This window comes from Oceanisphaera arctica (assembly GCF_002936955.1).
GTDB lineage: Bacteria > Pseudomonadota > Gammaproteobacteria > Enterobacterales > Aeromonadaceae > Oceanimonas > Oceanimonas arctica.
In genome coordinates this window covers 1-15,960 of sequence record NZ_MPZM01000003.1, presented here as the reverse complement: position 1 = coordinate 15,960, position 15,960 = coordinate 1, and the positions used below count along the sequence as shown (strand labels likewise).

Here is a 15,960-nt window from a genome sequence, read left to right as displayed (position 1 = left end):
CGGGGCTCTCTGCCTCGGTTATAGGAAGATTTAACGCTTCAGGCCTACCGTAATTTCGCCCAGTCATGGATCCGGGCCTGCGCCAGCATCGTCGGCGATTGTTGCGGCATTACCCCTTCTCATCTCCGGGAACTGACCACACTCAAGGAAGGTACCTGTGTCGAATCTTAATGATGACTACCCACCAGCGGACCCTAGAGGGCAATCCGGACAACAAGGTGAAGATGATCTGGTGTCTGGGCATTGGCGGCATCGCCATGGCAGTGTTCTTTACCGGCGGCAGCATAGATACCATCAAGGCTCTGTGCGGGGTGGCCGGTTTTCCGATGATCTTTATCTACGCCATTCTGATGAAATCCTTTTTTAACTGGGTCAAACGGGACTATCCGCAACTGTCTAACCCCGCCTTTATCTGATGTCATGCAGGGAGGTCAATGCCGAATTGGCCTCTCTGACCGTCAAATTCATACCGACTCAGTGTTTTATGCTGCGATGTATCAAAATATCCCGAGACCGCATTAACCGAAACAGTTATTTATACTGCGAGATGTCGATTTGACGATATGGTTTACTTGATGAGTAGCGCTGTTACACTGCGCGTCTTACTTTTTTTGCCTATTGGCGGCCTGGTTGCCGGTAGATGTTATTCATGCGTGTGGTTAATACACGTATTGTTGATGAGTGTATTTCCATGCCTGAATCTTTAACTTTTAGTGCGTTTAATCTTCACCCCAGCTTGCTGTCCGCCCTGCCAGCCCAGTTTCAAGTGCCCACCCCTGTACAACAACAAACGCTGCCCTCAATCATGGGTGGCCAGGATGTGTTGGCGCTAGCACCGACCGGCAGTGGCAAGACCTTGGCGTTTGGTTTGGGACTCTTACAGCAACTCACAGTGCAGCCGCCGGCGATGGGTAATGAGAGCACTCTTACGACGGCGCCTTACAGCCGTGCGCATATGCGCGCCGTGGTCATAGTGCCCACCCGAGAGCTGGCCGCACAAATCAGTGAAGTGCTTACCCCCTTGGCACAGAGCGTGTCGCTGACGTTGACGACCTTGTGTGGCGGCGTGGACCTGGAGCTACAAGTGGCTGATTTTAATCGGCAGCCAGCACAAATTGTGATTGCCACGCCGGGCCGGTTGTTAGACTTGCTCAGACAAAAGTTGATCTCATTGAAGGCCGTACAACATTTGGTGTTAGATGAGGCAGACCGCTTGCTGGAAATGGGCTTTTGGCCGGATATACAAAAGCTGATGGCCGCCATGCCCGCCCTACAGCAACAGCTGTTGTTTTCTGCCACCTTGCCCGCCGAGTTAGCAGAGCAGCTAACGCAGTTAGTACCTAATGCCCATCGCTTTGCCGTCGGTAGCCAAAACAGCGTGGTCGAGGGTGTTAGCCAAACCTGTTACCTGGTGAATAAAGGCAGCAAGGCACAGGCTTTGATTGCGCTGCTTAAAGGGCAATTAACGCGCCAGCAAGTGTTGGTGTTTATTAATGCTCGCGACAGTGCCGATGCGGTGGCCAAAAAACTGAATAAAGCCGGTATTCAGGCGCTAGCCTTGCATGGTGAGAAAGATCAAGCCGAGCGCGAGCAAGCATTGCTGGCCTTTAAACATGGCGATATTAACGTGCTCGTCGCCACCGATTTACTGGCGCGCGGCATTGATGTAACTGCCCTGCCGGTAGTGGTTAACCTCGACTTACCGCCCAGTGCGCCGGTTTATGTGCACCGCGTGGGTCGTACCGCTCGGGCCGGCTTAACGGGCGCGGCTGTTTCGTTAGTGTGCCATGGCGAAGCCAGCGCACTAGCCGCTATTCGTGAGCTAACCGGTGAAGCCTTGCCTTTGCTGCCACTGGCCGGCTTCCCTGTGACGGATCAACCCGCCAGTGAAGCGCGCAGCAAACGCCCGCCGCGAGATAAACAAGCCAACCGGCGCAACGCCAACAAACGCCGTAACAAATCAGTTAGGGACTAAACAAGTCAGTTAGGGACTAAACGAAACAGTAAAGGTGAATGCTCACAGCGACAGGCTTGGCGGGCAGGCCCTATTGTCACTTAAAGGAGAAATCAGCGTGCCCTTGATGGCCAGTTTACCCTGGTATGATTTACCCAAGCGACAGCTACAGTTGGACCATTTTTGGTCGGTATTAAAACTCCAGCTGCAAGACAGAGATGTTTCCTTGCTGTTGGATACTAAATTGCCGAATAGCCTGGATCGCCACACCCCGCTGGAACAACAGTGGGCCAATCCGAATTTGCTGCTTAGCCAGTGCTGCGGGCCGGATCTGTTCACCCCTCAGGCGCAGGGGCTGGTGCCGATTGCCCGCCCGGTATTCGGCGATCTCGACTGTACTCCGGGCCAGTATTTCAGCTATATAGTCAGCGCCAGCGGTCGTGAGCCCGAAAGCCGCCGGTTCAAAGGCCGTCAGTCAGCAGGCATGACCCGCTTCGTGATCAATTCCGCCAGCTCCCGCTCCGGCTGTGCCGCCCTGTTTGAATGGGCAGCCGCCAGCAATATTGACTGTGACGAGGTGCTGATCAGTGGTGCCCATGCCAACAGCCTGGATTATCTGCGCCGTGGCGCGGCGGATCTGGCGGCGATCGATGCCCACAGCTGGCCCTTGCTGGATAGCCGCGGCACCACCATCATCGGCAGAAGCACGGAGGCGCCCACCCCGCCCTTTGTGATGCATCAACACAACCCCATCGGCGCGACCTGGATGCGCGAGGCATTGAGCAGCGCTATCCAGCAGGCGGGTGCCTCAATCAATATCGCGGCGGTGATCGGCACCAACAGCCAGACCTATCAGCCCATTCCCGCGCCCTGGAGCGCCAGCCTGCCCGTTGGCGCCAGCACCTGCTGCGCCCTGGCATAAGCAGATTTACCTCAACCGAAAGCGCCAGTACGGCAGCGGTGGCCTAATCAAAAGCCGGCCGCTAGAATAGCGCCCCTGTTTCGCCAGCCCGAGAATCTCATGGATACCACTGCCCTGCCCGTCTTTTATCGCCAACTGTGTGCTGCCTTTGAACAGAGCCGGAATGACCACCCCGAAGAAATCCGACGGCTGTTTCATGGCCGTGGCCGCCGCTGGCCGGGGCTGGAGCAAATCACCGCCGACTGGCTGGATGGTCAGTTGCTGGTGTCCCTGTTCAAGGAGCCGACGCCGGAGTTTATAACCGGGCTGAACGCCCTGCTGCAGGCGCTGACCGAGCAAGATTTCTGGCAACAGAGTGGCGCCAGCGCCCTGTTGCTGCAACACCGTAGCCGGGAAGGCGCGCCGGTAGACGTATTATGGGGAACGCTTGAGCCTCGCCCTCAAGTTCGGGAGCAGGGCCTGCACTATCAACTGGAACTGGGTCGTAACCAGAATCACGGGCTGTTTCTCGATATGCGCCTCGGGCGCAACTGGGTACGGCAACAGGCGCAGGGCAAGCGGGTGCTGAACCTGTTTGCCTATACCTGTGGCTTTTCGGTGGCGGCAATCGAAGGGGGCGCCGAGCAAGTGGTCAATCTGGACATGGCAAGGGCGGCGCTGAGCCGGGGTCGAGACAATCACCGGCTGAACCATCACGATCTGGGCAAGGTGACCTTTCTCGGTCATGAGCTGTTCAAGTCCTGGGGCAAGGTGCGCAAGCTGGGGCCTTATGATCTGATCATCATAGATCCGCCTTCATTCCAGAAAGGCAGCTTTGCCCTGACCCAGGACTATCACAAGATCCTGCGCCGCCTGCCCGAACTACTAACCGAAAACGGCCAGGTACTGGCCTGTGTCAACGACCCCGATGTTCCCAGCCGGTTTCTGATCGACAGCATGGCTGAGCAAGCGCCAGCATTGCACTTTACCGAACGGCTGGACAACCCGCCCGAGTTTGAAGATATAGATCCGGAAGCCGGACTCAAGGCATTGGTGTTTGGTCAATAACGTGTTCAGACGCTGATGTTGAAGGGCCTGATATTAAAGGGTCAGGCCTGGAATTGAACATCCCGTCGGCGCCAGTCAGCAGACTGGCCGGGTATACACAGATAGAACGCCAGGCTCAATCACCCGGCGTGGTTTGTATTGCCTTGCGCTGCAAGGCCTGCCAGCTCAAGCGGCAACTACGGGATGCTCCCCTGGCCATCTTCGGTCATGACCCGGTTTCGCCCGGCCTGCTTGGCGGCATACATCGCCGTGTCGGCCCGATCCACCAGACTCTTTCGGTTGTCCCCGGGCCGCCATTGGCTGATCCCCATGCTGATGGTCACCTGACCCACAGATCCAAAGTCGGTGGCAGCTACCGCTTTCCTGACCCGTTCGGCCAGGACTTTTCCGTTTTCCAGATTGCAATTGGATGCCAGGATCACAAACTCTTCTCCACCCCAGCGTCCCAGATAGTCACTATCTCTCAGCGTCGTGGTAATGACCTCGGCCAGGGTGACCAGCACGGCGTCGCCGGCCTCGTGTCCATACCTATCGTTGATACGTTTGAAAAAGTCCACATCCAGTAACAGCAACGCCGATGGTTGGCCAAGACGCATCGCCATATTGATGTCGCGATCAATCGCCTGTTCGATACGATAACGATTCCAGACCTGGGTCAGCGCATCCGTGGTGGCGATCCCTTCCAGACGACGGTTAACCTGGGTCAGACGACCATTGAGATCACTGATGGCCTTGACCAGAATCGCCACCGTCACATCTTCCCCGATATCCAGTGCCGCCCGTTGTTCCCGAGGTAACCAGGGTTCGCTCTGCTCCCGCACCTCCTCTAACCAGGTCTCGAATGATCGATTCGGTGATAAAGTCCGCTGGCCATCCTCGATATGAGACAAGGCATCCAGGCGGCCGGCCCAGCGATAGCTTTTCAGCCGCTCGGCACGAAACAGCAACAACCAGTCCCGTTGTGTCACATCGACGGGTAGCGGAATCGCCAACAGCCCGCAACACTCCGCCAGCCCGCATTCTTCGGCCAGCGGGGTGGAGGCCAGATGCTGACTACACCATACCCCGCTCCCCTGATGATGCGTGTTCAGCCAGGCTCCCACTCTCGACAGCTCGTCTTTCGGTGGCACCTGACCCGTGCTGCATACCTGTCCGTTATGGATCAGCGCAACCCCGCAGGCGTTGAACAGATCCAGCCATTCTTTGCTGCGGCGTTCCAACAGTTCCAGTGGCTCCTGAAACCCCATCTGCGCCTCGCCCTCGCCCAACAGCTCACGACAATCCTGAACCCGCCGCAGGTACACCGTTTCATCTCGGGACTTGAGCAGGAACAGTCGCTGGGTAGTAACCTGTACAAGGGTATAGACAGCCTCACGCACCAGTGGCGACAGGGGGGTCGGCGTCAGGCCATGACAGGCGAGCAGCCCCCAGAGATCGCTGTCACCCCGGATGGCAACCGACAGCGCCGACTTTACGCCCATATTGTGCAGGTAGCGCAGGTGCATGGGCGACACCGCCCGCAGAATACCGACAGACAAGTCCAGCGGCTCTGGCTGTTCGGAATCCACCGCCGGCACCAGCGGCACCGCCGATACGGTGGCATCGGGAATGCTGCGCACCGGGTTGACCAGATAAAGGCCGCGAACCTGTGGCGGTATATCGCTGGCCGGAAACGAATGGCCCAGATAGCCGGACGCCTGTTCACTGCGGCTTTCGGCGACCACGGTACCGTGCCACTCGGCATCAAACCGATACACCATGACCCTGTCATGACCGGTCAGGGAGCGCACTGCCTCTACCAACGACTGCAGCAGACTGCCGTCAGTTTCGGCACCGGCGATACGGGTCAGCCATTCATTCACCGCCGGCAGCAAACGCTGCTCTTTCATGCCGCCTACCCGCTCCAGCTCTATCAGTACCCGCTGGCGGTGGCGATAGGCGATAATCCGGAAACGACAGCGACAGCCGTCAATCCGTCGGCTAATGGTCAGGGTGCCGGGCAGTCGCTCCCTTTCCTGCAGTTCCTGACGCAGGCGCTTAATCAGCCTGGCGCCGAGTAGTCGGGAGGGTGATGTATCCAGGGCTTGCGACACAGTCACCCCCAATATCTGTTCGATATTGGCACTGACCTGCACAATCACCGCTAATTCATGATCCAGGCTCAGCAGGCAGCCGGCAGGCTGAATGGCGCCGGGGGCATGTACCGCTTCACGGTTGCACTGCGCCTGTAACGCAGTCAGTTCAGGGGTTATCTTGGGGGGCACGGCATACTCTTCCGATTAAGGGACATATTCAGCATCAGGCGCAACCGAGAGGAGCCGTCGTCTGACATTCATCGAGACCTGACAGGAACAGTTGAAAAGCGGCACTGGCAGCCGACACTGCCGCCATCTGTTCCTGCTCGGGGCAATGCCGTTCGGCAAACTGCCAGAAGGCACTCCAGCTGTCATCATCCTGCGCCACCGTGAAATAACGGCTCGGCACCTGCTTACCCAGGGTGCGGTGAACATTGTGTGCGATGATCCGGCTACCGAGCCTGGCCCCTTCCAGCACATACAGCAACCCGATCAGCTGGCCGGGGCGACAGACCTCCAGAGTCACTGTCTCGACGATAACCGGTAACGACTGACTCATGGATACCAGATCGTCCGCCAGCGCAGGCGCGCGTGGTCGCAGAGGGTAGTCCAGGAGCTGGGTATGCAGCCCTCGCGCTACGGCTTCTTCCAGCCGGCATTGGGCGGGATAGAGCGCCAGCAGAGCCATTGTGTATTCTTCATACGACAGCCTCGGACTAATCAGTGGGCGTAACACGCTATGGCTGTCCAGTCGACGGTGTGCATCGCGTGTGGCCTGCCTGAGACAGGCGGCCAGTGCACTGGTCACTTTCATGATACCTCTTGGAAAACCATTAACGCGCATCGTCAATGCGAATGATATGAGCGGCTATTATCCGGGAAAAGAACGAGTTAACGCAATCCATAAAAGAATCATGTTAGACCTTACATGTTGGCATAAAAGTGGTTACTCCCTCGCAAATCATCTGCGCCATCGGTTATGATCGGGCCAATATCCGGTAACAAGAGACACCATGGACATCATTATTTCGGCCACTCATGCCTTGACCAAATGGCTGGGCGTCACGCTGCCCAAACTACCCAGCCCCGATGGCAAACGCCTCGGCACCCAACCGCTAACCACCGGTTTTGCCCAGATAGCCTGGCAATGCCATCTGCAGGAACACGGCCGCAGGAGCGGCCTTCGCTACCATACGGTCATCGCGGTAGAGGCATATAGCCGCTATGCCATTCTGCTGCCCTTTACCATGCCGCCGACCCAGTCCGAGCTGGAAAAAGTGCTGCTGGAGCGCTGGGGCAACGAGGCCTTGCAGCTGGCGCTGGACAGCGGCGCCATCAATGACGATGAGCTGCCATTGATGGCAGATTGTTTTGCGACCCAGGATTGTCACACCCGCTGGTTCAACAACAACGATCTCAGCATCAACGGCCATGTCGCCGATGCGGGTCAATGGGTGCAACAGACCCTGACACACGAGGGCATGGATTACCTGGATGACAATCACTGCTATGGCCTGGGCATGCACATCAACCAACGATACAAAACCGTCGGTGGTCAACGAGCCAAGGCGTTTCGGCCTGTGGTTCGCTTGCTGGACGACGCCCTGTTTCGCTTTGGCGCCGGCCTGGCGGCAGTGACCTATCCCGACACGCGGGTCGGTGACTTCCCCTGCCCTTATCCGGATCAGCCCGTTCGCAATAACGTGGTACAGCTGGCGCAATACCGGCGTAGTTCATCACGCTGAGCAAATGATTAAATTACATGCAATTACAGGCAAAACCGGGGATTAAAACGCGCTTTTTACCGCATATTCGCCATAGCACTGTCGACCCCGGGCTTGGCTGCAGTATACTGACGGCAATTTACCAATATTGATGAGTTTTTGAGTGCAGCCACTGAGTCATGTCGAACTGAACCCTGTTTTTACACTACCCGAACTCTCCACCCTGAACGATGTGCCCTCGCTGTCGTTCAGCGCGCTGCAGGCCCGGGTAGATTCCGCCTTCGCCACCCTGTCGGAATTGAACGCGGTCAATCCGGTGCTGTTACTCAACGGTTTTCCGGGCACTGATTATGAAGAGCTGGTGCAGGATCTGGTCAGAAAGCACGCCAAGCATGCGGACTTGTTCGACCTCTGTTACGCCGAAAACCTGAATCACTCACAAAAACCCATCTGGTTGCGGTTGAAAGCCGGCACCGGCCTCGAATTCTGCGAGCTGGTCGGCCAGCTGCTGGAACTGTCGTCCCGTCACCTGGAAGCCGAACACATAGTGCAGCGGATCCTGAAAAAACAGGGTAACGACGAAAAAATTGCCGACTATCTGTCATTGCTGTCTCAGCATGTGGCCGCCGGCAAGGGCTTCAGTCACCCGGTGCTGATCAATCTGATGGTGCACCGGCACGACGACACCATTCCCATCGTTTATGCCCGCCAGTTCACCCCCGAACAGCTGTTTGGCGCCATACACTTTCAGACCGAGCAGGGCTCGGTGTTCAGTCACCATCATCTGCTGGAACCGGGCCTGGTTCATCAGGCCAACGGCGGCTATCTCATAGTTCCGATTGAAGAGCTGCTCGATCAGCCCAACCTCTGGTTTAGACTGAAACATGCCCTCGCAGCCCGCCAGATAGAGTGGAGCCGCGCGGCGGAAATGGCGTCGTTTTACTTCCAGCCCGAGCCACCACCACTGGATATTCACCTGATTCTGGTCGGCGATCGGCTGTCGGTGGCCGAGCTCTATCTGCTCGACCGGGAGCTGGATACCCTGGCGTTCCTGCGGGCCGATATCATTCCCGAATGGGATGTGCGCGAAGACTTGCCCTCTTACCTCGGTTTTCTGTCCCATCTGCGCCAGAAGCACCAGCTGCTGGACATGGATGGTAGCGCCATACTGCGCCTGTGCCGCTATGGATGCCGGCTGACCGAGCACCAACACCGATTATCGCTTGTCGAATCCCAGCTGGTGGCCATGATGCAATTGTCGGACGTCATCGCCCGGCGCGAGCAGAGCGAACTGATTACCGAAGCCCATGTGGTGCTGGCCCAGCAAGAGCAAGATCACCGATTGAGCTTTCTGGTGGAGCAATCGGATCTGGGCGTGCGTGACGGCCAGTATCTGCTGCAGACCAGCGGCAAGGAAGTGGGCCAAATCAATGGTCTGTCGGTCATTCAGATCACCGGCCACCCTTACGATTTTGGCGAGCCTGTACGACTCACCGCCACCGTGCACCTGGGCGATGGCGACGTGGTAGATATAGAGCGCAAGGCCGATCTTGCCGGTCATATTCATGCCAAGGCGATGATGATCATTCATGGCTACCTGTCCAACCTGTTCGGGGCCGAGCACCCTTCACCGCTGTCCGCCAACCTGGTGTTCGAGCAGTCTTACCACGAGATAGACGGTGACAGTGCCTCCCTGACCGGCCTCTGCGCCCTGCTCTCGGCCTTGGCCAAGGAGCCGATTTATCAGCACTTTGCGGTAACCGGCGCCGTGGATCAGTTTGGTCATGTGCAACCGGTGGGCGGCGTAAACGAGAAAATAGAAGGCTTCTTCCGGCTGTGCAAAATTCAGGGGCTTACCGGCCAGCAGGGTGTCTTGCTGCCGGCCAGCAACCGGCTGCAGCTCAATCTGTCGGATGAAGTCAGTGCCGCCATCGAAGCAGGTCAGTTTCATATTTATCCGGTCGCCCATGTCGAGCAAGCCATCGAGCTGCTCACCGGCAGTGTGGCCGGCGATGTCGAGCAGCCGGATACGCTGTTCGGCCGCATTCGTGACCGCCTCGATGAGCTTAACGGTCATACCGTGGAAAGCGGCTTTTTACGGCGCCTGTTCCGACGCTGAAGTGATCGGACTTGTCTGGCGAACAACTGTTCGCTAAAGTGGCGCCAATTTGCAATCCAGGCTTTGGCCTGAACAAAACGGAATAGTGAAATGTCTTCACAAAAAGAACTGGGTAAACATTCCTTTACCAGAGAAGAATTGCTGGCCTGTAGCCAGGGTGAATTATTCGGCCCGGGCAACAGCCAGTTGCCGGCCCCCAACATGCTGATGATGGATCGCATCATGCGCATCAACGATGATGGCGGCGAACACGGCAAGGGCGAGATCATCGCCGAGCTGGATATCAATCCGGATCTGTGGTTCTTCGGTTGCCACTTCCCCGGCGACCCGGTAATGCCCGGCTGTCTGGGTCTGGATGCCATGTGGCAGCTGGTCGGCTTCTTCCTGGGCTGGAAAGGTGGCCCCGGCAAGGGTCGTGCTCTGGGCGTAGGTGAAGTGAAGTTCACCGGTCAGATCCTGCCGACCGCCAAGAAAGTGACCTATAAAATCACCCTCAAGCGGGTTATCTGGCGCAAGCTTGTTATGGGCATCGCCGATGGTACCGTGGAAGTTGACGGCCGCGTGATTTACGAAGCGAAAGATCTGAAAGTCGGTCTCTTTACCGATACTTCCAACTTCTGATCGGCTTCTGCTCGATGGCTCTCTGAGCCAAGGTACCAAGCAAATAAGTACCGATAAAATATCAAGGCCCCGACATGTCGGGGCCTTTTTTGTTGAAGCGGTAACTGATTTATTTTATGAAGAGGCCCGAGCCCTTGTCTTCCATGGCATCTCGCCAACCCCCCAGCCAATGTCCTTTGGCATCAAAATCATTATAGGGGCATTGCTCTTTTGCTCGACCACTGACGCCAGCCTGGTAACCGCGAGTACGCGCTCTTTCCAAGCGGTCACGTTTTTGTCTCTTCATAGGTATAACCCTCGTATAATCAACAAAAAGTGCACGGCAGCGTTACCGCCGCCGCCCCTTATCAATAATAGAATTGCGGCTTCAGATCAAGATTAATTTTTAATCAAAAACGAGTTTCCGAGATTAACGACTGATATCTATGACATTTTAATGAACGCCGAGAAAACCAAAGCTGTGAAATGTGAGTTGCTTCACTCCGACCATGTCGCACGGCTGTGTTGCCTCTTTTCAAGCACAGAGTTATCCGAAGACGGTGCTTACAGGCAACTCTGATACATCAAGGAGGACAAAGGGATCTGCTCAGCCGACCCTCCGCGCCAAGGCCGAAAAATGCTCCTGCCATTGCGGCATTCCCGCCATCCATCGGCGGTCAGATGGCTCGGCGGAGCCTAGAGGGGGCAGCTTTTAGTCTGACCGAACATCCAGTGAAGGTTCGCAGTAGGCTAAAGCGGTGAGTGGCACGTCCCGCGGCGAGTCGGCTGAGCGGGCCCTTTGTCCGACCTTTGCAGAGCAACCAGGTACAAAAATTAGATAGCAAGATGCCCGCATCGGCGGGCATCTTGAAAGTAAAGAAGAGTGACGTCAGCGGCTTAACCGGCGGACATTGCTTCCAGTTCTTCCCAACGGGCGAAGGCGACTTCCAGCTCGGCTTCGGCATCGGCCAGTTGCTGCAAGGTCGACTGCGTCTGCTCTTCTGGCTTGCTGAAAAAATCCGGGGCATTGACCGCTTGCTGCAATGACGCTATCTGCTGCTCCAGCTGTTCCAGTTTCAGTGGCAAACCGCTCAGCTCTTGCTGCAGTTTGTACGACAGCTTCTTACCAGGCTTGGGCTTGTTGTCAGCCTTGGCCGCCGGCTTGTCGGATTTTTCTTTCGCTACTGCCACTTCGGCCTGATAAGACAATTGATGCTGCATGTCCTGATAGCCACCGACAAACTCGCTGACCTTACCCTCGCCTTCAAACAACCAGCAATGGGTAGCGGTGTTGTCGATAAAGTCCCGGTCGTGGCTGACCAGCAGCAGGGTACCTTTATAATCGGCGAGCAGCTCTTCGAGCAGCTCCAGGGTTTCTACGTCCAGGTCATTGGTCGGTTCATCGAGCACCAGCAAGTTGCTGGGCTTGAGGAACAGGCGAGCCAGCAGCAGTCGGTTTTTCTCACCGCCCGACAGGGCTTTCACCGGAGTACGGGCACGCTTGGGCTCGAACAGAAAATCCTGCAAATAACCCAGCACATGGCGGCTGCGACCATTCACTTCCACTTCCTGCTTGCCTTCGGCCAGGTTGTCCATCACGGTGCGCTCTGGATCCAGCTGTTCCCGATACTGATCGAAATAGGCCACTTCCAACTTGGTGCCGCACTTTAAAGTACCCGAGTCGGCTTCAAGCTTACCCAGCAATAGCTTGATAAGCGTACTCTTTCCGCAACCGTTTGGCCCCACCAGCGCAATTTTGTCGCCACGCTGGATCAAGGTAGAGAAGTTGTTTAGCAAAAGTTTGTCTTCGTAGGCAAAATTAAGGTTTTCCGCCTCAAACACAATTTTGCCGGAACGGCGTACATCATCCAGGGTCACGCTGACCTTACCGACGCTTTCACGACGCTGACTGCGCTCGTTGCGTAACGCCTTGAGGGCGCGCACCCGGCCTTCGTTACGGGTGCGGCGCGCCTTGACGCCCTGGCGGATCCAGGCTTCTTCCTGTGCCAGGCGCTTGTCGAACAATGCATTCTGTTCCGCTTCAACCCGCAGCGCTTCTTCTTTACTGACCAGGTAATCGTCGTAGTTGCCGGGCCAGCTGGACAGCTTGCCGCGATCCAGGTCCACGATGCGAGTGGCCATCTTGCGAATAAAGGCACGATCGTGGCTGACGAAGACGATGGCGCCTCTGAAGTCCACCAGAAAGGTTTCAAGCCAGGCGATGGCCTCGATATCCAGGTGGTTAGTCGGCTCATCCAGCAGCAGAATGTCCGGATCATTGGTCAGCGCACGGGCCAGGGCCACCTTGCGCAACCAGCCGCCCGACAAGTCGTTCAGCCGAGTGTCACCATTCAGCTCCAACAAGGTCAGACTCTGATTGATACGGGTATCAAAGTGCCAACCGTTGGCCACTTCGACCTGCTCTTGCAGGCGCATCAATTCGTTCAGCGCTTTTTCTGAACAGTCGTGACCTACTTTTTCTAATTGATGATGATACTTGGCCAGCAAGGCACCCATCTCGGCCAGACCACCGGCCACATAGTCAAACACGGTCTGATCGTCGGAGACCTTGGGGGGATCCTGCTCGAGTCGGGCGATATTGATGTTCTGTTGCAGCTGGCGACGACCGTCGTCCAGCTGCAGTTCGCCGGCAATGACCTTCATCAGGGTCGATTTACCGGCACCGTTACGGCCTACGATACAGACCCGCTCTCCGGCCTGAATATTGAATTCCAGCCCGTCCAATAACGGGGCGTCACCAAACGCCAACTGGGCATTTTGCAGGGTTAACAAACTCATGATGTCACTCGGTTAAAGGCAATAATATCGGCTGCGCTAAAGGGCCAGTCCAGCTCAGCGCCGTCTTGGCGGCGCAAAACCGGAATGCGTACCGCATAAGCGGCCAGCCATTGCTCGTTGTTGATAATATCTTGTTGCTCTGTGTCGCTATTCAGGCCGCACTGCTCCAGCAGCGCCCAGGCCTGTTCGCACAGATGGCAACCATCGGTAGAAAACAGCGTCAGGCTCATCATTGACTCCGGCGAATTTCCCAGCAGTTATGGATGTGCGGGTTACGGGCAAAGTCTTTCGGCAAGCTGGACTTGGTAATGTCGCGAGCCTCCAGGCCCAGTTCTTCCAGCCCGGCCATGTCCATCTTGAAATGACGCTTGTTGTTGGAAAAAATCAGCAGGCCATCCGGGCGCAGTCGCTTGCTCAGCAGACGCAGCAGTTCGATATGATCTTCCTGCACATCGAAGGCATCTTCCATGCGCTTGGAGTTGGAGAAGGTCGGCGGATCGACGAAGATAAGGTCATAATCGTCACCGGGTTTACTCAGCCAGTTCAGGCAATCTGCCTGAATAAACTGGTGGCGGCGACCGGTTAAACCATTGAGCTCCATGTTACGTTCGGCCCAGCCTAAATAGGTTTTCGACATATCAACCGTGGTGGTGGTTTTGGCACCACCCAAGCCGGCATGCACGGTGGCACTGCCGGTATAGGCAAACAGATTGAGAAAATCCTTGCCCTTGGCCAGTTCGCCCAGCTGCTTGCGGATGGGTCTGTGATCCAGAAACAGGCCGGTGTCGAGGTAGTCGTGCAGGTTGACCAGCAGGCGGGCGTTGTGCTCCTGCACTTCCATCCACTGATCGCGGCGGTCCAGCTTTTCGTACTGCTCCTTGCCCTGCTGGCGCGAACGCACTTTTAAAATAACCTTGCGGCCTTCAACACCCGTCACCGCCTGGGTGGCTTGCACCAGATCGTAGAAACGACCACGGGCCTTGAATTCGGGAATGGTTTTCGGCGCCGCGTATTCCTGGATGACGATATAGTCCTGATAACGGTCGATGGCGGCGTTGTATTCCGGCAAGTCCGCATCATAGAGCCGATAGCAGTCAACCTGCTCGTTACGGGCCCATTTTTCCAGCGCCTTGATGTTCTTTGCCAACCGGTTGGCAAAGTCTGCCGCCAGCGGGCGCGCGGTTTTCGCGTCTTCGGCAATAAGATAGTTGCGCAGGTCACAAGCCAGGGCGCCGTTGAACAGCTTGTAGATTTTTTCGTGGCGCAGGCGCAGGCAGCTGAGCAACTCGGGGGAGCTTGAGATCAGGCTGACATGCCAGCCTTTAAATTGCTCACGCAGTTTATCGCCCAGCTGCTGATGCAGGCCTAATAAAGAAGGAAACTCACTCAATCGTTCGCCGTAAGGCGGGTTGGAAATCACCCAGCCTGGCTCGGCGGCGGGGTTTTCAAGGGTATTCACGCCCCCGGCCCTAAAGCGAATAAATGCAGCGACCCCCGCTGCCTGCGCGTTATCTTCGGCAAAAGCCAATACCCGTTTGTCTTGGTCAAAACCATAAAGTTCGGTATTCGCCTGTTTCATACCACGCGTAGCACGAACCGTGGCCTCGGCGGTAATCTCCTGCCACAGTTCACGGTTGTGGCCGCTCCAGGCCATAAAGCCGAACCGGACTCGCAACAAACCGGGCGCATGGTCGGCGGCCATCAGGGCCGCTTCTATTAGTAAGGTACCGGAACCACACATGGGGTCGACCAACGGCTTGGTAATATCCCAGCCACTGCGCAGCAAAATGGCGACTGCGAGGTTTTCCTTTAAAGGTGCCTCACCTGCCTGCTGGCGATAGCCCCGTTGGTGCAAAGCAGGACCCGACAAGTCCAGGGTAATGCTCAACTGATTATTACGCTTGAGGTGCGCCAGAATGCGGATGTCGGGAGTGCGCTTGTCCACGTTGGGCCGCTCGCCCCAGCGCTTGGTCAGCCGGTCGACGATGGCATCCTTAATTTTCAGGGCGCCATACTGGGTATTGGTAATCGCTTCATTGCCACCGGAAAAGTCTACCGCGAAGGTCTGCCCTGGTTGAATATGCTGCTCCCACTCGATATTGGCCGCGCCCAGATAAAGGTCCATATCATCGCGCATGGTAAAATCGGCCAATTGCAGCATGATGCGAGAGGCCAGCCGGGACCACATGCAGGCACGATAAGCGGTGGCCAGCTCTCCCTTGAAGGCCACACCGGCCACGGTTTCCTGAAGCTCGGTGGCCCCCAGGTTTTTCAGTTCATCGGTGAGTAAGGATTCCAGGCCCTTGGGGCAGGTAGCAAAAAACGGCAGCATAGTCAGGCTTTTCAAATAAAAGAGGGCCGTATTATACCTGAAACCGCCGCCGGCTTGTAAAAATTGCCGCCTGTTGCACGCAATATCGGCAGGTTGCAGCATTATCCATCATACGAAACAAAGTTCTGGCAGAGCCCTTGCTTTCAGTGATGTGGATCACTAGTATACGCAGCCTGAGGACGCGGGATGGAGCAGTCTGGTAGCTCGTCGGGCTCATAACCCGAAGGTCGTCGGTTCGAATCCGGCTCCCGCAACCAACTCAGAAAGTGGTACAGTAGTAGAATAAAGCGCAAGTATAGGACGCGGGATGGAGCAGTCTGGTAGCTCGTCGGGCTCATAACCCGAAGGTCGTCGGTTCGAATCCGGCTCCCGCAACCAACTTGGGCAA

Annotated in this window: 13 protein-coding genes, 2 tRNA genes and 1 pseudogene; 10 read left to right on the top strand and 6 right to left on the bottom strand. The window is 56.5% G+C overall.

The genetic code is table 11. The features are described 5' to 3' along the window. Positions 1 to 39: 39 nt before the first annotated feature. The 5 genes and pseudogenes from UN63_RS17445 to UN63_RS02140 all read left to right on the top strand — a co-directional run. Positions 40 to 171 (top strand): annotated as a pseudogene (locus UN63_RS17445) (homocysteine S-methyltransferase family protein); the annotation flags it as partial. Continuing rightward, positions 171 to 416, top strand: coding sequence for a BCCT family transporter (locus tag UN63_RS02155; protein ID WP_104485146.1), 246 nt, complete (start codon positions 171 to 173; stop codon positions 414 to 416). The pseudogene UN63_RS17445 and the gene UN63_RS02155, both read left to right, overlap by 1 nt. 233 nt (positions 417 to 649) lie before the next feature. After that, positions 650 to 1,975: a DEAD/DEAH box helicase gene (locus UN63_RS02150; RefSeq protein ID WP_104485263.1), complete on the top strand. Its 1,326-nt coding sequence runs from the start codon at positions 650 to 652 to the stop codon at positions 1,973 to 1,975. Between the two features lie 205 nt (positions 1,976 to 2,180). Next, positions 2,181 to 2,876 (top strand): substrate-binding domain-containing protein, encoded by a 696-nt coding sequence (locus tag UN63_RS02145; RefSeq protein ID WP_146084702.1) that lies wholly within the window; start codon positions 2,181 to 2,183, stop codon positions 2,874 to 2,876. A 99-nt stretch (positions 2,877 to 2,975) separates the two neighbouring features. Further along, positions 2,976 to 3,923 carry a class I SAM-dependent methyltransferase gene (locus UN63_RS02140; protein ID WP_104485144.1) on the top strand — a complete coding sequence of 316 codons (948 nt, stop codon included), beginning with the start codon at positions 2,976 to 2,978 and terminating at the stop codon, positions 3,921 to 3,923. Positions 3,924 to 4,099: 176 nt separating this feature from the next. Here the strand turns inward: UN63_RS02140 and UN63_RS02135 are convergent, their stop codons facing one another. Together UN63_RS02135 and UN63_RS02130 are read right to left on the bottom strand one after the other, a co-directional pair. Further along, the gene (locus tag UN63_RS02135; RefSeq protein WP_104485143.1) at positions 4,100 to 6,187 is read right to left on the bottom strand and encodes a sensor domain-containing diguanylate cyclase; all 2,088 of its coding nucleotides are present in this window, start codon (positions 6,185 to 6,187) and stop codon (positions 4,100 to 4,102) included. Positions 6,188 to 6,221: 34 nt separating this feature from the next. After that, entirely contained in the window at positions 6,222 to 6,812 is a 591-nt protein-coding gene (locus tag UN63_RS02130) for a biliverdin-producing heme oxygenase (protein ID WP_181068149.1), read from the bottom strand. A 199-nt stretch (positions 6,813 to 7,011) separates the two neighbouring features. Between UN63_RS02130 and UN63_RS02125 the strand changes: the two genes are divergently transcribed. From UN63_RS02125 to fabA, 3 genes are all read left to right on the top strand, one after another. Continuing rightward, on the top strand, positions 7,012 to 7,743 hold the full coding sequence (locus UN63_RS02125; RefSeq protein ID WP_104485141.1) for a hypothetical protein: 732 nt from the start codon (positions 7,012 to 7,014) through the stop codon (positions 7,741 to 7,743). Between the two features lie 142 nt (positions 7,744 to 7,885). Beyond that, positions 7,886 to 9,841 (top strand): Lon protease family protein, encoded by a 1,956-nt coding sequence (locus UN63_RS02120; RefSeq protein WP_104485140.1) that lies wholly within the window; start codon positions 7,886 to 7,888, stop codon positions 9,839 to 9,841. Between the two features lie 90 nt (positions 9,842 to 9,931). Continuing rightward, the gene (gene fabA / locus UN63_RS02115) at positions 9,932 to 10,462 is read left to right on the top strand and encodes a 3-hydroxyacyl-[acyl-carrier-protein] dehydratase FabA (protein WP_104485139.1); all 531 of its coding nucleotides are present in this window, start codon (positions 9,932 to 9,934) and stop codon (positions 10,460 to 10,462) included. A gap of 109 nt (positions 10,463 to 10,571) precedes the next feature. On the opposite strand, the gene rmf is transcribed toward fabA, so the two are convergent. The 4 genes from rmf to rlmKL form a co-directional block, all read right to left on the bottom strand. Further along, positions 10,572 to 10,748 carry a ribosome modulation factor gene (rmf, locus tag UN63_RS02110; protein WP_071474110.1) on the bottom strand — a complete coding sequence of 59 codons (177 nt, stop codon included), beginning with the start codon at positions 10,746 to 10,748 and terminating at the stop codon, positions 10,572 to 10,574. Positions 10,749 to 11,338: 590 nt separating this feature from the next. Beyond that, positions 11,339 to 13,240, bottom strand: a complete 1,902-nt coding sequence (gene uup / locus UN63_RS02105; protein WP_104485138.1) for an ATP-binding cassette ATPase Uup — start codon at positions 13,238 to 13,240, stop codon at positions 11,339 to 11,341. Further along, positions 13,237 to 13,470: a glutaredoxin family protein gene (locus UN63_RS02100; protein ID WP_104485137.1), complete on the bottom strand. Its 234-nt coding sequence runs from the start codon at positions 13,468 to 13,470 to the stop codon at positions 13,237 to 13,239. The genes uup and UN63_RS02100 overlap by 4 nt, the downstream gene beginning before the upstream one ends. Further along, complete coding sequence (gene rlmKL, locus UN63_RS02095; RefSeq protein WP_104485262.1) at positions 13,470 to 15,572, bottom strand: bifunctional 23S rRNA (guanine(2069)-N(7))-methyltransferase RlmK/23S rRNA (guanine(2445)-N(2))-methyltransferase RlmL; 2,103 nt, start codon at positions 15,570 to 15,572, stop codon at positions 13,470 to 13,472. The genes UN63_RS02100 and rlmKL overlap by 1 nt, the downstream gene beginning before the upstream one ends. Before the next feature lie 180 nt (positions 15,573 to 15,752). Between rlmKL and UN63_RS02090 the strand changes: the two genes are divergently transcribed. Both UN63_RS02090 and UN63_RS02085 read left to right on the top strand, forming a co-directional pair. After that, a tRNA-Met gene (locus tag UN63_RS02090) sits at positions 15,753 to 15,829 on the top strand. Positions 15,830 to 15,873: 44 nt separating this feature from the next. Then, positions 15,874 to 15,950: transfer RNA gene (locus UN63_RS02085), tRNA-Met, on the top strand. Positions 15,951 to 15,960 lie beyond the last annotated feature (10 nt).

Excerpts from the sequence above, each read along its gene's own strand:
- UN63_RS02125 (WP_104485141.1), top strand. The coding sequence starts at position 7,012 with ATGGACATCATTATTTCGGCCACTCATGCCTTGACCAAATGGCTGGGC.
- rmf (WP_071474110.1), bottom strand. The coding sequence starts at position 10,748 with ATGAAGAGACAAAAACGTGACCGCTTGGAAAGAGCGCGTACTCGCGGT.
- UN63_RS02155 (WP_104485146.1), top strand. The coding sequence starts at position 171 with ATGATGACTACCCACCAGCGGACCCTAGAGGGCAATCCGGACAACAAG.
- UN63_RS02100 (WP_104485137.1), bottom strand. The coding sequence starts at position 13,470 with ATGAGCCTGACGCTGTTTTCTACCGATGGTTGCCATCTGTGCGAACAG.
- UN63_RS02150 (WP_104485263.1), top strand. The coding sequence starts at position 650 with ATGCGTGTGGTTAATACACGTATTGTTGATGAGTGTATTTCCATGCCT.
- UN63_RS02140 (WP_104485144.1), top strand. The coding sequence starts at position 2,976 with ATGGATACCACTGCCCTGCCCGTCTTTTATCGCCAACTGTGTGCTGCC.
- rlmKL (WP_104485262.1), bottom strand. The coding sequence starts at position 15,572 with ATGCTGCCGTTTTTTGCTACCTGCCCCAAGGGCCTGGAATCCTTACTC.
- UN63_RS02130 (WP_181068149.1), bottom strand. The coding sequence starts at position 6,812 with ATGAAAGTGACCAGTGCACTGGCCGCCTGTCTCAGGCAGGCCACACGC.
- fabA (WP_104485139.1), top strand. The coding sequence starts at position 9,932 with ATGTCTTCACAAAAAGAACTGGGTAAACATTCCTTTACCAGAGAAGAA.
- uup (WP_104485138.1), bottom strand. The coding sequence starts at position 13,240 with ATGAGTTTGTTAACCCTGCAAAATGCCCAGTTGGCGTTTGGTGACGCC.